Origin of the sequence: Streptomyces caniscabiei (assembly GCF_014930365.1) — a bacterium.
Classification (GTDB): Bacteria; Actinomycetota; Actinomycetes; order Streptomycetales; family Streptomycetaceae; genus Streptomyces; species Streptomyces caniscabiei.
On record NZ_JABXWI010000011.1, the window covers coordinates 201,121 to 214,192 of the forward strand.

The window sequence follows — 13,072 nt, forward strand, 5'->3', positions numbered from 1 at the left end:
GGTGCAGCGGTCCCGTCATGGGTGGGACGGGAGATCTGTGGGGTGCTGAGCGGCGCGGTCAGGCCTTGGTGGGCTCGGCCTTGGCCCTCAGCAGCCGGAGTGCCGGTGCGGGGCCGGACCGGCCGCCGCGTCGGTGCAGGGCGCGGGCCGCGTAGTCGCCGGCGAACTGGATGGCGGAGATGACGACGGCCAGGACCGCCACGGTGATCCACATCAGTTCGGTCTCGAAGCGCTGGTAGCCGTAGCGGATGGCGATGTCGCCGAGACCGCCCGCGCCCACCGTGCCGGCCATGGCCGAGTAGCCGATGAGGGCGACGACGGTCGTCGTGGCGGACGAGATCAGCGAGGGCAGGGCCTCGGGGACGAGGACGCTGCGGACGACGGTCCAGGTGCTGCCGCCCATCGCCTGGACGGCTTCGACCAGCCCGTGGTCCACTTCGCGGACGGCCGTCTCGACGAGGCGCGCGAAGAACGGGATGGCGCCGATGGCGAGCGGCACGATGGCGGCCTCGCGGCCGATGGTCGAGCCGGTGACCCAGCGGGTGAAGCCCATCAGCGCGACCATCAGGATGATGAACGGCATCGAGCGGGCGATGTTCACGATCTGCCCGACGATCCTGTTGGCGAGGACGTTCTGCAGCAGGCCGCCGCGGTCCGTGAGGACGAGCAGGATGCCGAGCGGCAGTCCGCCGACGACGGCGACGAGGGTGGACCAGCCGACCATGTAGAGGGTGTCCCAACAGGCCTGCTCCAGCAGGGGCCACATCTCGGACCAGGTCACTTGGCACCTTCCTTCACCGGCGTGGACGACAGCGCGGGCGCCGGTGCGGACGACGGCGCGGACGCCTGGGCGTCCCGGCCGACCACGTCGATCTGGAGGCCCTGTTCGCGCAGGAAGCCGACGGGAACCACGTTGTCCTCGTAGCGGCCGGGCAGTTCGATGCGCATCCGGCCGATCTGGAGGCCGCCGACGGTGTCGATGGCGGCGCCGAGGATCGAGATGTCGATGTTGTAGGTGCGGGACAGCTGCGAGACGACCGGCTGCGTCGCGGCCTCGCCGTGGAAGGTGACGTCGAGGACGGTGCGGTCCTCGCCCGTGGCCTCGCCGCTCACCGGGAAGAGCGCGGCGGCCAGTTCGGACCCCGGGGTGGCGAGCAGCTCGCTGACGGTGCCGGACTCGACGAGGCGCCCCTTCTCCATCAGGGCGGCGGAGTCGCAGACGCTCTTCACGACGTCCATCTCGTGCGTGATGAGCAGGACGGTCAGGCCCAGCTGCCGGTTCAGATCGCGCAGCAGCGCGAGGATCGAGCGGGTGGTCTCCGGGTCGAGGGCGCTGGTGGCCTCGTCGGAGAGGAGGACCTTGGGGTCGCCGGCCAGTGCGCGGGCGATGCCGACGCGCTGCTTCTGGCCGCCGGAGAGCTGGGCCGGGTAGGCCTTGGCCTTGTCGGCGAGGCCGACCAGGTCGAGCAGTTCCAGGGCCTTGCGGGAGCGCTCCTGGCCCGACCTGCCGAGGATCTCCAGCGGCAGCTCGACGTTGTCCTGGACGGTGCGGGAGGAGAGCAGGTTGAAGTGCTGGAAGACCATGCCGATCCGGCTGCGTGCCTCCCGGAGCTGCCGGCCGGCGCGGGGGCCGCGCCCGGCCAGGGCGGTGAGGTCCTGGCCCGCCACGGTCACGGTTCCGGAGGTGGGGCGTTCGAGGAGGTTGACGCAGCGGATGAGCGAGGACTTCCCGGCGCCGGACTGGCCGATCACGCCGTACACCTCGCCCTCGCGTACATGCAGATCGACGCCGTCGAGGGCGGTGACCTCGCGGCCACGACCTCGGTAGACCTTGGTCAGGCCCGATGTGGTGATCACTGGATTTCCGTCACTGTCGAGTGCGCGGGCGTGGGTGTGCCCAGGCACGGGTGCAAGCGGTCAGGGACGCGACACGGTTCTCGCGGTGGCGATGGAACCGGAGGAGAACTGGTGCGCGGGAGGCTCGGTCCGTCACGCGCGGTGGCGTGCGGGGCCTTCTAGAAGGCGCACATTCGACACATACAACGAGCACCGGGCGTCATCGTCGCCTCGGTCGCAAGGGTGCGGCAGCTCGTCGTGGTCATGAGATCAGTAAAGCAGATGTATGTAGCAGGTGAGAGAGGGCTGTCCGTATGGCGGACGGATCCGAGAGGCGTATGAGCAGGTGAAGTGTGGTGCCGTCCACCCTGTGGGCATCCGGCGTTGTGGCCAAGGCCACGATGAGCGCCCCACGGGTCTCCCGGTCCGGGGCCGGGCGCGGCGGGATTCCGGGCCGTAATAGGGTCGCGGCATGCTTGTTGCCCTGACGGTGACGACCGCCGTCGCCGCGCTTCTCCTCGCCGCGTGGTGCGGCTGGGCCGCGTATCGCGATCAGCCGACCAAGGACTGGCACTTCATCGGCATGGCCGTGGTGTCGGTGCTGGCACTCGTCCAGCTGGTCGTCGGGATCGTGCAGCTGGCGCGCGGTGAGAAGCCGGAGCAGGGGACCACGATCTTCGTCTCCTATCTCCTCGGGGCGTTCGCCTGTGTGCCCGTCACCGGGTTCATGTCCCTGGCGGAGCGCACCCGCTGGGGCAGCGTGACCGTCGCTGCCGGGGGTGTGGTGCTCGCCGTGCTCCAGGTGCGGCTCTACGACATCTGGGGAGGCTGAGGTGACCGCCACGGACGACGTGCCGCAGCGGGAGAAGCGGGCGCGGCTCATCAGTGGGCCGGGGATGCTGCTGGTGTGGCTGTACGGCGTGATGGTCGTCGGGGCCGTGTCGCGGTCCGCCGTGCAGATCTCGACGGAGTTCGAGCACGCGCCCCTCGCGTACTCGCTGTCCGCGCTCGCCGGCGTCGTGTACGGGTTCATCACGTACTCGCTGGTGCGGGGTGGGGAGTTCGCCCGGCGGGCCGCGCGGATCTGCTGCGCGGTGGAGCTGGCGGGCGTGCTGATCGTGGGCACGTGGACGCTGATGGAGCCGTCGGCGTTCCCGGACAAGACCGTGTGGTCGGACTACGGGATCGGGTACCTGTTCATTCCGGTGATCCTGCCGATCACGGCGCTGTACTGGCTGCGAAAGGGTGCGCGGGCGCCCCGTTAGGGGCGCGGCACGCTTCCTCACGCTGTCGTCGCGTACGCCTCCGCCGGCTTCTCCAGCACCACCATCGGTACGCCGTCCCGGCCCTGGCTGGTGCCGACCGTCTCGTAGCCGACCCGGCGGTACAACCGCAGGTTGCCCTCGCTGCGGTGGCCCGCGCTGAGGCGGAACCTCGTGGCGCCGCGCTCCTCGGCGAGGGCCGACTCTGCGGCGCGCAGGAGCCTCGCGCCGATGCCGTGCCCCTGGAGGCGCGGGTGGACGCAGAGTTTGCCGATGGCGGCGATGCCGTCGGCGTCGAGGGCGCCGCGCACGGAGCCGATCACCTCGTCTCCGAGCCTGGCCACGAACACACAGTCCGAGGCGACCTCGGCGCGGACGGAGTCGAGGCTCTGGACGAGCGGATCGATGCGGTAGTTGCCGTACAGCGCCGCCTCGCTCTGGAAGCACAGGTACTGCAGCTTGAAGATCTGCTCGGCGTCCTGCTCGGTCGCCACCGAGATGGTCACGCTCATGCCCATGTGTGCACGCCTCCCGCTCACCTGCTCACCCGATGTCCTTCACTCCTATCCCCGTGGTTCGCGTGCCGCAACCTCCGTCGTCAGCAATCGGCGAAGACATCCCAGACATCGGGAACGTTCCGGACCGAGGCTGCCCTGTGAGATACCCAACTCGCCCGCGATCTCACGGTAGGTGAGGTCCTTCGGGGACAGCAGGGCGCCGAGCAGCCGGGGGCAGCGGCCGGGTAGCCGACGCACGGCGGCGTGGAGGGCGCGGCGGCGGGCCGACGTGAGCGCCATCTGCTCGGGGCCGGGCACGTGCTCGTCGGCGGGCTCGGCGGCGTAGGGCTGTTCGACCCGGGCCGTACGGCGGCTGAGGCGGGCCTCGAAGCGGACGGCACTGCGCAGCCAGCTCTCGGGGTCCGCGGGCGGACCGTCGGTGTCGAGCCGTTCCAGCAGGCGCAGCCAGACAGCCTGTTCCAGGTCCCCCGCCTCGGCCCCGGCCGCGTACGCCTCCGCCGAGGCCTCCGCGACCAGCAGGGGGCGGAGCTCGGCGAGCATGTCGTGTGTCATATGCCCCGGGACGCCGCCGCCCCGGCGGGGGTTGCCGGGGCGGACGGGAGTCACCCCAACCGGGGCTCGGGGCTCAATCGTTGACGTTCGAACGCACGTCTCGTTCGGTCAGTCGTCGACGAAGTCCGCGTGGGCCAGCAGACCGGTGTCCGGGTTGTCGGTGAAGATGCCGTCGATGCCGGTGTCGAAGTACACCTTGAACGCGCCGAAGGAGTCGCCGTAGGCGTTGGCGTCCGTGCCCTTGCGGAAGTTCGCGGGCAGGAAGGTGTTCTCGTTGCGCATCGTGTAGGGGTGCAGGATCAGGCCCTCGGCGTGTGCGTCGGCGACGAGGGTGGTCGGCGTGGTCAGGTTCCCGCCCGAGTCGCGCGGGATGATGAGGTCGAGCGTGGGGCCGATCCCGTTGGCGTACGAGGCGATCCAGGCGAGCCCGGCCGGCTTGACCAGGTCGGCGACGGTGCGCGGGTCGCCCGCCTCGACGAAGTCCCAGGGGCGGGTGGCGGCGCCGGAGAGCAGGACGACGAGCGGGCTGTCGACCAGCCGGTTCAGGCGCTGGATGCTGCTCGGCTCGAAGGACTGCAGGAAGACGGGCGAGTTCTTGCGGTGCCGGTCGTACTTGCGCAGCAGCTTGGCGAGCGGCTCCTCCAGCCCGAGGCCCAGCTTGCGGAAGTAGGTGGGGTGCTTGGTCTCGACGTGCAGCCAGACGCGCCTGCCCCGCTTCCGGCCCTCCCTGTCGGCCCAGCGCAGCACCTCCTCGAAGGAGGGGATCTCCCAGCGGCCGTCGTAGAGGGTGTTCTCCTGACGGTTGCCCGGGATGCGCTCCTTGGCGCGCAGGGTCTTCAGCTCGGCGAGGGTGAAGTCCTCGGTGAACCAGCCGGTGTAGGTGACGCCGTCGACGACCTTGGTGGTCCTCCGGCCGGCGAACTCGGGGTGGGCCGCGACATCGGTCGTAGCGGTGATGTCGTTCTCGTGACGGCATACGAGATGGCCGTCCTTGGTGGGCACGAGGTCCTGCTCGATGACGTGCGCGCCCATGTCGAGGGCGAGCTGGTACGAGCCGAGCGTGTGCTCCGGGCGGTAGCCGCTGGCCCCGCGGTGCGCGATGATCGTCGGCACCGGCAGGCTCCGGTAGCCGCCCGAGCGGCCGGCCGCCCTGGCGTCCGGCGTGGCCTCGTCGGCTCTCGCCACGGCCGGCGGTCCGAGGACCGCTCCGCCCGCGCCGAGCACCGCGGCACCGAGCAGCGCCCGTCGGCCCGTTCCGCGTCCCTGCTCGTGCGCGTCCTGCGACTGCCGCGACTCCTGCGTCCCCATGAACGGCTCCTCCACCGTGATGCCCTGCACCTGTCAAAGCGGGACGATCGTAGGTGTCCTGAGGTGACCGGTGGGAGACCTGGGACCGAACACGCGGAAGACGCCTTGTGTCGCACGGGAGGCGGAATTTGACGGAGTGTCGGTTCGGTGACGCGATGTCCGTCACATGTGGCGCTCGGGTGACAACCCGCCATCACAGCGTCACCGCAGGTAAAACAGCGTCAACAGTTGGTATCCACTCGGTGAACCCGACGTGCGCCGCGCCGTGGGCCGGGAGTATCGTCCTCACCTGCACAGACTTGTACCGGAACGCTTGACATGGGAGGGCCCGTTGTCCCGCTTCGTGCTCATCAAGGCAGTGCTCGGACCGATCATGCGCCTGATGTTCCGCCCCCGGGTGGAGGGCGCGGAGCACATTCCGGGGGACGGCCCGGTGATCCTCGCCGGCAACCATCTGACCTTCATCGACTCGATGATCCTGCCGCTGGTCTGCGACCGGCAGGTCTTCTTCATCGGCAAGGACGAGTACGTCACCGGCAAGGGGATCAAGGGCCGTCTGATGGCCTGGTTCTTCACCGGGGTCGGCATGATCCCCGTCGACCGGGACGGTGGCCGGGGCGGGGTCGCGGCGCTGATGACCGGCCGTCGGATCCTGGACGAGGGCAAGGTGTTCGGCATCTACCCCGAGGGGACGCGGTCGCCCGACGGCCGGCTGTACCGGGGCCGTACCGGCATCGCCCGGCTGACGCTGATGACCGGGGCGCCGGTCGTGCCGTTCGCGATGATCGGCACGGACAAGATCCAGCCCGGGGGCGCGGGGCTGCCGCGGCCGCACCGGGTCACCGTGCGGTTCGGCGAGGCGATGGAGTTCTCCCGGTACGAGGGGATGGATCGCGACCGGTACGTGCTGCGGGCGGTGACCGATTCCGTGATGGCCGAGGTCATGCGGTTGTCGGGGCAGGAGTATGTGGACATGTACGCATCCAAGGCGAAGGAAGCGGCGTAGCTCCGCTGGGGGCCGGGTTCGGTCGTTTGTCCGGTGCGGGGCGGTGGGGGCTGGTCGCGCAGTTCCCCGCGCCCCTGGGGATGCTGTCGCTGAGTTGTCTGGTCGGGTGCGGGTCCGTGGGGTTTCTCGCGCAGTTCCCCGCGCCCCTGGCCTTGCTGTCGCTGAGTTGTTTCGTCGGGTGCGGGTCCGTGGGGGTTCTCGCGCAGTTCCCCGCGCCCCTGACCTTGCTGTCGCTGAGTTGTTTCGTCGGGTGCGGGTCCGTGGGGGTTCTCGAGCGGTTCCCCGCACCCCTGGGCATGCTGTCGCTGAGCGGGGGTCCTCCGAGCGCCGGCGGCGGGGGATGCCGAGGGCTTGGGTTGGTGGTCAGGTACGGGGCGGTGGGGGCTGGTCGCGCAGTTCCCCGCGCCCCTGGCCATGCTGGCCCTAGGCGGCGCTTTCCAGGTGCTGGCCGCGCAGCATGAACCAGGCTGCTGCCGCCGTGGCCAGGAGGACCGCCGCGCCCGCGCCCGCTGCGATCGTGAGGCCGTCGACGAAGGACGCCCTCGCGGAGGACAGCAGGGCCTCGGCCGTGGTCGGCGGCATTCCGGCCGCCGCCTCGACCGCGCCGCCCAATGACTCGTGCGCCCCTTCCGGGGTGCCCGCGGGGGCCGCGAAGTCGCGGTAGACGCCTGTCACGATCGAGCCCAGGACCGCGATGCCGAGGGCCGCGCCCAGCTCGTACGCCGTCTCGGAGACCGCCGAGGCCGAGCCCGCCTGTTCCTTCGGGACGCTGGAGAGGATGACGTCGGCGGTGACGGTGAAGGAGAAGCCGGCGCCGACGCCGACGACCAGCAGGGCGACGCCGATCAGCGGGTAGCCGGTGGAACGGTCGACCAGGGTGAGCAGGGCGAGGGCCAGGCCGATGGCCGCGAGGCCGCCCGCCACCACCGAACGGACGGAGAAGCGGCGGGCCGCCGCTCCGGCGACCAGTCCGGCGGCCACCGCTCCGATCGCCGCCGGAAGCTCGGCGAGTCCCGCCTCCAACGGGCGCCGGTCCTGGACCAGTTGCAGGAACTGGGAGAGGAAGAAGACCAGACCGGACAGGCCGAGAATGGTCAGCAGGTCGGCGAGGACGGCGCCGGAGAAGCCCCGGTGGCGGAACAGCCGCATGTCCAGCAGCGGGTGCGGCAGGGTGAGCTGACGGCGTACGAAGAAGAACAGCCCGGCGACGCCGAGGAGACCGGCGGCGAGCGCGTTGCCGTCGACACCGTGGGCGGCGGTCTCCTTCACCGCGTACACGACACCGATCATGCCGACCAGAGACAGGCCGACGCTGGGTATGTCCCACGGGCCCGGGCTCGGGTGGCGGGACTCGGGGAGCAGCTTGACGCCGACGAGGACCAGGACGGCCATCACGGGCAGGTTGATGAGGAAGACCGAGCCCCACCAGAAGTGTTCGAGCAGGAAGCCGCCGACGACCGGGCCGACTGCCGTACCGGCGGAGGCCGTGGCGCCCCAGACGCCGATGGCGAGGCTGCGCTCGCGCGGGTCGTGGAAGAGGTTGCGGATCAGGGCGAGGGTGGCGGGCATCAGGGTCGCGCCGGCGACACCGAGCAGGGCTCGCGCGACGATCAGCATCTCGGGTGTCGTCGCGTAGGCGTTGAGGACGGATATCGCGCCGAACGCGGTTGCGCCGATCAGCAGCAGCTTCTTGCGGCCGATGCGGTCGCCGAGGCTGCCAGCCGAGACGAGCAGGCCCGCGATGACGAACGAGTAGATGTCGCCGATCCACAGGAGCTGGGTGCCGGAGGGCTTCAGGTCCTCACTGATGTAGGGGGTCGCGAGACCGAGGACGGTCGCGTCGACGGCCACCAGCAGCACGGCGAGCACCAGGACGGCGAGCGCGAGCCAGCGGCCCGGCCTCTTCTCCACCTCGACGGTGCGGGCCGGCCGCAGGGTGCTGGTCATGATTCCTCTCTCGGTTGTTCGGGATGACGCGGGTGTTCGGGGCTACGTGGGTGTTCGGGGCTACGTGGGTGTTCGGGGTCCCGTGGGTGTTCGGGGTGGCGCAGTGCGCCGCCCAGCAGTAGCTCGGTGATCATGAAGGTGAAGTCGTTGGGAGCCACGCGGCCTTCCGAGACCGCCCAGGCGCCGGAGGCCAGCAGGCCGTAGAGCGCTTCGGTGAGCCAGGCCGGGGTGAGGTCGATACGGAACTCGCCCGCCGCCTGGCCGCGTTTGAACAGGGTCGCGATAGCGGCGTCGATCCGGGCCCAGCCCTCGTGCTGCCCCTCCCCCTCGAACAGCTGGTTCTCGGTGTAGAGGAAGGCGAGCAGGCCCGCGGCGGGTTCGATCTCGCGCACCAGCCGGCGGACGGCGTCGCGCGCCGGGCCCTCGTCCGGGCGCGCCGCGTCCAGCGCGGCCTCGCACTCCGCGATGCCGAGTGCCTCCAGCGCGCGTACGAGCGCGTCGCGTCCGGCGAAGTGGCGGTGCAGCGTGGCCCGGCTGATCCCGGCGGCCTTGGCGACCTCGTCCATGGTCGCGGTGGACTTGCGGGTCAGCAGGGCGGCTGCGCTGCGCAGCACGTGTTCACGATCGACGGCCATGAGACAACCATAGCCCACATGAGACATCCTTGTCTCATGTGGGCTATGGTTGTCTCACGCGTCTCGGGGAAGAGGCGTAGTGCTCAGTGCCAGGGCAGGCTGCCGCGCGTGTCCCAGTACGTGCGCGGGTCCTCGGCGAGGTCCGCGAGGCGGGCCACCTGGTCGTCGTCGAGGTCGACGACCGCCGCGTGCAGGTTGGAGGCGAGCTGGTTGGTGGTGGCGGCGCCGGAGAGGACGACTCCCGCCCACGGCTGCCGCAGGACCACCGCCAGGGCGACCGCGTCGCAGCCGAGGCCCGTCGCCTCGGCGACGGCCCTGAGCGCGGCCGGGGCGTGCGGACCGGCCAGCCGGCCGTTGGCCATACCCTCCTTCACGATCACGGTCAGACCGGCGTCGTGCGCCTCGGCGAGGGCGGGGGCGGCGGAGGTCTCCAGCGCGTTGTACGTCGACTGGACGGTTCGGAAGAGGGGTTCGCCGTCGACGGTCACGGCGAGGGCGGTGCGGATGGCGTCCGCCTGGGCCGGACCGCTGGTGGAGAAGCCGACGGTGACGCCCTGGGCGGCCGCCTCCGCGAGCCTCGCGTGGAGTTCCTTGTCGGTGAGGGCCGGGCTGTCCGGGGTCACCGAGTGGATCTGATAGAGGTCGAGCCGGTCGCCGAGCAGTTCGGCGGTCTCGGCGCGCTGGTGCTCGTACGTCGGGAGGCTGTGGTCCTTGACCTCGTGCTTCTCGGCGTCGGTGGTCCAGTCGGCGGTGTAGGTGTAGCCCCACTTGCTGCCGATGACCACGTCGTCGAGGCCGGGGCGGGCGCGGAGCCAGTCGGCGAGGAACTCCTCGGAGCGGCCGTAGGAACGGGCCGCGTCGAAGTAGCGGACGCCCTGGGCGTAGGCGGCGTCGAGGAGTTCGTGGGTGCGGGTGCGGAGGGCTTCGACGGTGCGGGTCTCTCCGAGGTCGGCGTCGCGGCCGAGGGTGATGTAGCCGGGGCGGGCGACTGCGGCCAGACCGAAGCCGAGGTGGCAGGTGGGGGTGGTCGCTGCGGCCAGTCGGGCGAAGGGCATCGCGGGCTCCGTTCGGTCGGATCCTTGGGGCTTCCGACCAACGTAACCCTCGATGACCTTCGTGGGACGGGTAGGGGCGGTGGGGCGGGGAGTTCGTCGCCCCCACCGCCCCTACCCGTCCCTCCCCCACTCTCGGCTTCGCTCGAGCGGGAGGTGCCCCCACCAAGGGGCTGCGCCCCTTCGACCCCCAGGCGTCCGTCCGGTGGGACTTCTCGCGCAGTTCCCCGCGCCCCTTGAAGGGCCTGCGGCCCATTCAGGGGCAGGCGGTCAGGCCTTCTTCGCCGTTGCCCACGTGTGCTGGGCCGTCACGTCCTTCTTGATGTCCGCCAGTTGGATCGCCACCGCGCTCGGGGCCGTGCCGCCGCGGCCGTTGCGGGAGGCGAGGGCGCCCGGGACGTTCAGGACCGTGCGGACCTCGGGGGTGAGGTGGGACGAGATCTTGGCGAACTGGTCGTCCGTCAGGTCGTTCAGTTCCTTGTTCTCGGCCTCGGCGGCCTTCACGCACTCACCGGCGACCTCGTGGGCCACCCGGAAGGGGACGCCCTGCTTGACCAGCCACTCGGCGATGTCCGTGGCCAGGGAGAAGCCGGCCGGGGCCAGCTCCTCCATGCGCTCGCGGTGGACGGTGAGCGTGGCCATCATGCCGGTGAACGCGGGGAGGAGGACCTCCAGCTGGTCGATGGAGTCGAAGACCGGCTCCTTGTCCTCCTGGAGGTCGCGGTTGTAGGCGAGGGGGAGCGCCTTCAGGGTCGCCATCAGGCCCGTGAGGTTGCCGATCAGACGGCCGCTCTTGCCGCGGGCCAGCTCCGCGATGTCCGGGTTCTTCTTCTGCGGCATGATCGACGAGCCCGTCGAGAACGCGTCGTGCAAAGTCACGAAGGAGAACTCCTTCGTGTTCCAGATGATGATCTCCTCGGCGATCCGGGAGAGGTTCACACCGATCATCGCGGTCACGAAGGCGAACTCGGCGACGAAGTCGCGGGACGCGGTGCCGTCGATGGAGTTCGCGGAGCTGCCGTGCTCGAAGCCCAGGTCCGCGGCCACCGCCTCCGGGTCCAGGCCGAGGCTGCTGCCCGCGAGGGCGCCGGAGCCGTACGGGGAGACGGCGGTGCGCTCGTCCCACTGGCGCAGCCGCTCGGCGTCCCGGGAGAGGGACTGGACGTGGGCGAGGACGTGGTGGGCGAAGAGGACCGGCTGGGCGTGCTGGAGGTGGGTGCGGCCGGGCATCGCCACGTCCGGGTGGGCCTCCGCCAGACCGATCAGCGCGTCCTGGAGGTCCGCGATCAGACCGCCGATCGTGCGGGCGTGGTCCCGCAGGTACATCCGGAAGAGGGTCGCGACCTGGTCGTTCCGGGACCGGCCGGCACGCAGCTTGCCGCCCAGGTCCGGGCCGAGGCGCTCCAGGAGACCGCGCTCCAGGGCGGTGTGCACGTCCTCGTCGGCGACGGTGCCGACGAACGCCCCCGACGCCACGTCCGCCTCGAGCTGGTCCAGGCCGGCGATCATCCGGGACAGCTCGTCCTCGGTGAGCAGGCCCGCCTTGTGCAGCACGCGCGCGTGGGCGCGGGAGCCCGCGATGTCGTACGGGGCCAGCCGCCAGTCGAAATGGACGGACGCGGACAGCTTCGCCAGGGCCTCGGCGGGACCGTCGGCGAAACGGGCGCCCCAGAGCCGTACGTCACCGCTGTTGCTGCTCACTCGCGTTGCTCCTAGATCTCCGCTTACTGCGTTCACTGCCATGCATGAGTATGCAGAACTCTGCATGAATCGTCAATCTGAGAGAAGTTTGAGAGACGCCGAAAAACGTTTGAACAAACGAAACCGCTTTCCCGTAACTCACACCGAACGCAGGCGCCGCGTCCATCACCACCGACCACACCCGACCCGAGTGAGGCATCCGCATGTCCAGGGCTCTTCCGAAGTACAACAAGCGTCGCGTAGGGATCATCGGCGGCGCCGCCGCGGTCGTGCTCTCCGGAGCGGTCATCGCGGGTTCCGCCCTCGCCGGTGAGGGTGCCAACAACGAGGACGCCGCGGGGAACGCCTCCCCCGGCACCATCACCTGCCCGGCCGTCGAAGGCAGCCTCCCGGCGATCCCGGCCTCCGCGAAGGCCGAGGTCGACAGCAACCTCGCCCAGCTGCAGACCCAGATCCAGGAAGCCAACCAGCGCCTGATCGACACCGTCGGCCAGGGCGGTCCGAACTTCGTCAACAACGCCATCCTCGGCCCGCTGGAGGACAAGCGCGTCGCCGCGCTCAACCGCATCGAGACCGCCATCGGCCGCGCCGCGGCCAAGCCCGAGGGCCTGGAGGCGCTCGCCCCCTGCCAGCTGAACCAGGGTGGCGCGGCCGCCGGCGGTGAGGCGCAGGCAGGTGCGGGCGCCGGTGCCGGCGCCGGGGCGGAGGCCGGTGCGGGCGAGGGTGCCGCGGACGCGGGCAACGCCGGCGCCGCCGGAACGATCACCTGCCCCGAGGTCGAGGGCGAACTCCCCGCCATCCCGGCCTCCGCGAAGGCCGAGGTCGACCGCAACCTCGCACTCCTCGACACCCAGATCCAGGAAGCCAACCAGCGCCTGATCGACACCGTCGGCCAGGGCGGCGCCAACTTCGTCAACAACGCCATCCTCGGCCCGCTGGAGGACAAGCGCGTCGCCACGCTCAACCGCATCGAGACCGCCATCGGCCGCGCCGCCGCCAAGCCCGAGGGCCTCGAAGCCCTCGCCCCCTGCCAGCTCAACCAGGGCGGCGCCGCGGGCGCCGGTGAGCAGGCGGGCGCCGGCGAGGAGGCCGGAGCCGAGGCCGGTGCGGGCGAGGGTGCCGCGGACGCGGGCAACGCCGGCGCCGCCGGGACCATCACCTGCCCCGAGGTCGAGGGCGAACTCCCCGCCATCCCGGCCTCCGCGAAGGCCGAGGTCGACCGCAACCTCGCACTCCTCGACACCCAGATCCAGGA

At 70.9% G+C, this 13,072-nt stretch carries 12 protein-coding genes and 1 pseudogene; 4 read left to right on the forward strand and 9 right to left on the reverse strand.

Annotated features, from left to right (window positions below):
- Positions 1-58 precede the first annotated feature (58 nt).
- Together HW837_RS29330 and HW837_RS29335 are read right to left on the reverse strand one after the other, a co-directional pair.
- On the reverse strand, positions 59-781 hold the full coding sequence (locus HW837_RS29330; RefSeq protein WP_045557184.1) for a methionine ABC transporter permease: 723 nt from the start codon (positions 779-781) through the stop codon (positions 59-61).
- Complete coding sequence (locus HW837_RS29335; protein ID WP_045557183.1) at positions 778-1,857, reverse strand: methionine ABC transporter ATP-binding protein; 1,080 nt, start codon at positions 1,855-1,857, stop codon at positions 778-780. The genes HW837_RS29330 and HW837_RS29335 overlap by 4 nt, the downstream gene beginning before the upstream one ends.
- Before the next feature lie 451 nt (positions 1,858-2,308).
- Between HW837_RS29335 and HW837_RS29340 the strand changes: the two genes are divergently transcribed.
- Positions 2,309-2,668: a hypothetical protein gene (locus HW837_RS29340; protein WP_045557182.1), complete on the forward strand. Its 360-nt coding sequence runs from the start codon at positions 2,309-2,311 to the stop codon at positions 2,666-2,668.
- A 1-nt stretch (position 2,669) separates the two neighbouring features.
- A complete protein-coding gene (locus tag HW837_RS29345; protein ID WP_045557181.1) occupies positions 2,670-3,101 on the forward strand; it encodes a hypothetical protein in 432 nt (143 codons plus the stop codon).
- Between the two features lie 17 nt (positions 3,102-3,118).
- On the opposite strand, the gene HW837_RS29350 is transcribed toward HW837_RS29345, so the two are convergent.
- From HW837_RS29350 to HW837_RS29360, 3 genes are all read right to left on the reverse strand, one after another.
- Positions 3,119-3,616 (reverse strand): GNAT family N-acetyltransferase, encoded by a 498-nt coding sequence (locus tag HW837_RS29350; protein ID WP_060885415.1) that lies wholly within the window; start codon positions 3,614-3,616, stop codon positions 3,119-3,121.
- A 45-nt stretch (positions 3,617-3,661) separates the two neighbouring features.
- On the reverse strand, positions 3,662-4,168 hold the full coding sequence (locus HW837_RS29355) for a sigma-70 family RNA polymerase sigma factor (RefSeq protein ID WP_086785362.1): 507 nt from the start codon (positions 4,166-4,168) through the stop codon (positions 3,662-3,664).
- Between the two features lie 108 nt (positions 4,169-4,276).
- On the reverse strand, positions 4,277-5,476 hold the full coding sequence (locus tag HW837_RS29360; protein WP_177261792.1) for a glycerophosphodiester phosphodiesterase: 1,200 nt from the start codon (positions 5,474-5,476) through the stop codon (positions 4,277-4,279).
- A gap of 331 nt (positions 5,477-5,807) precedes the next feature.
- Between HW837_RS29360 and HW837_RS29365 the strand changes: the two genes are divergently transcribed.
- A complete protein-coding gene (locus HW837_RS29365; RefSeq protein WP_045557177.1) occupies positions 5,808-6,482 on the forward strand; it encodes a lysophospholipid acyltransferase family protein in 675 nt (224 codons plus the stop codon).
- Positions 6,483-6,905: 423 nt separating this feature from the next.
- On the opposite strand, the gene HW837_RS29370 is transcribed toward HW837_RS29365, so the two are convergent.
- The 4 genes from HW837_RS29370 to argH all read right to left on the reverse strand — a co-directional run bounded on the left by HW837_RS29370 (position 6,906) and on the right by argH (position 11,817).
- Positions 6,906-8,429: an MFS transporter gene (locus tag HW837_RS29370; RefSeq protein WP_193380465.1), complete on the reverse strand. Its 1,524-nt coding sequence runs from the start codon at positions 8,427-8,429 to the stop codon at positions 6,906-6,908.
- On the reverse strand, positions 8,426-9,064 hold the full coding sequence (locus HW837_RS29375; RefSeq protein WP_193380464.1) for a TetR/AcrR family transcriptional regulator: 639 nt from the start codon (positions 9,062-9,064) through the stop codon (positions 8,426-8,428). Before HW837_RS29375 ends, HW837_RS29370 begins: the two co-directional genes overlap by 4 nt.
- 83 nt (positions 9,065-9,147) lie before the next feature.
- Positions 9,148-10,119 carry an aldo/keto reductase gene (locus HW837_RS29380; protein WP_193380463.1) on the reverse strand — a complete coding sequence of 324 codons (972 nt, stop codon included), beginning with the start codon at positions 10,117-10,119 and terminating at the stop codon, positions 9,148-9,150.
- A gap of 267 nt (positions 10,120-10,386) precedes the next feature.
- Positions 10,387-11,817, reverse strand: a complete 1,431-nt coding sequence (gene argH / locus HW837_RS29385) for an argininosuccinate lyase (RefSeq protein ID WP_045557174.1) — start codon at positions 11,815-11,817, stop codon at positions 10,387-10,389.
- Positions 11,818-12,020: 203 nt separating this feature from the next.
- Here argH and HW837_RS29390 point away from each other — a divergent pair.
- Positions 12,021-12,860 (forward strand): annotated as a pseudogene (locus tag HW837_RS29390) (hypothetical protein); the annotation flags it as partial.
- Positions 12,861-13,072: the final 212 nt, after the last annotated feature.

Excerpts from the sequence above, each read along its gene's own strand:
- HW837_RS29340 (WP_045557182.1), top strand. The coding sequence starts at position 2,309 with ATGCTTGTTGCCCTGACGGTGACGACCGCCGTCGCCGCGCTTCTCCTC.
- HW837_RS29350 (WP_060885415.1), bottom strand. The coding sequence starts at position 3,616 with ATGGGCATGAGCGTGACCATCTCGGTGGCGACCGAGCAGGACGCCGAG.
- HW837_RS29355 (WP_086785362.1), bottom strand. The coding sequence starts at position 4,168 with ATGACACACGACATGCTCGCCGAGCTCCGCCCCCTGCTGGTCGCGGAG.
- HW837_RS29360 (WP_177261792.1), bottom strand. The coding sequence starts at position 5,476 with ATGGGGACGCAGGAGTCGCGGCAGTCGCAGGACGCGCACGAGCAGGGA.
- HW837_RS29370 (WP_193380465.1), bottom strand. The coding sequence starts at position 8,429 with ATGACCAGCACCCTGCGGCCGGCCCGCACCGTCGAGGTGGAGAAGAGG.
- HW837_RS29375 (WP_193380464.1), bottom strand. The coding sequence starts at position 9,064 with ATGGCCGTCGATCGTGAACACGTGCTGCGCAGCGCAGCCGCCCTGCTG.
- HW837_RS29380 (WP_193380463.1), bottom strand. The coding sequence starts at position 10,119 with ATGCCCTTCGCCCGACTGGCCGCAGCGACCACCCCCACCTGCCACCTC.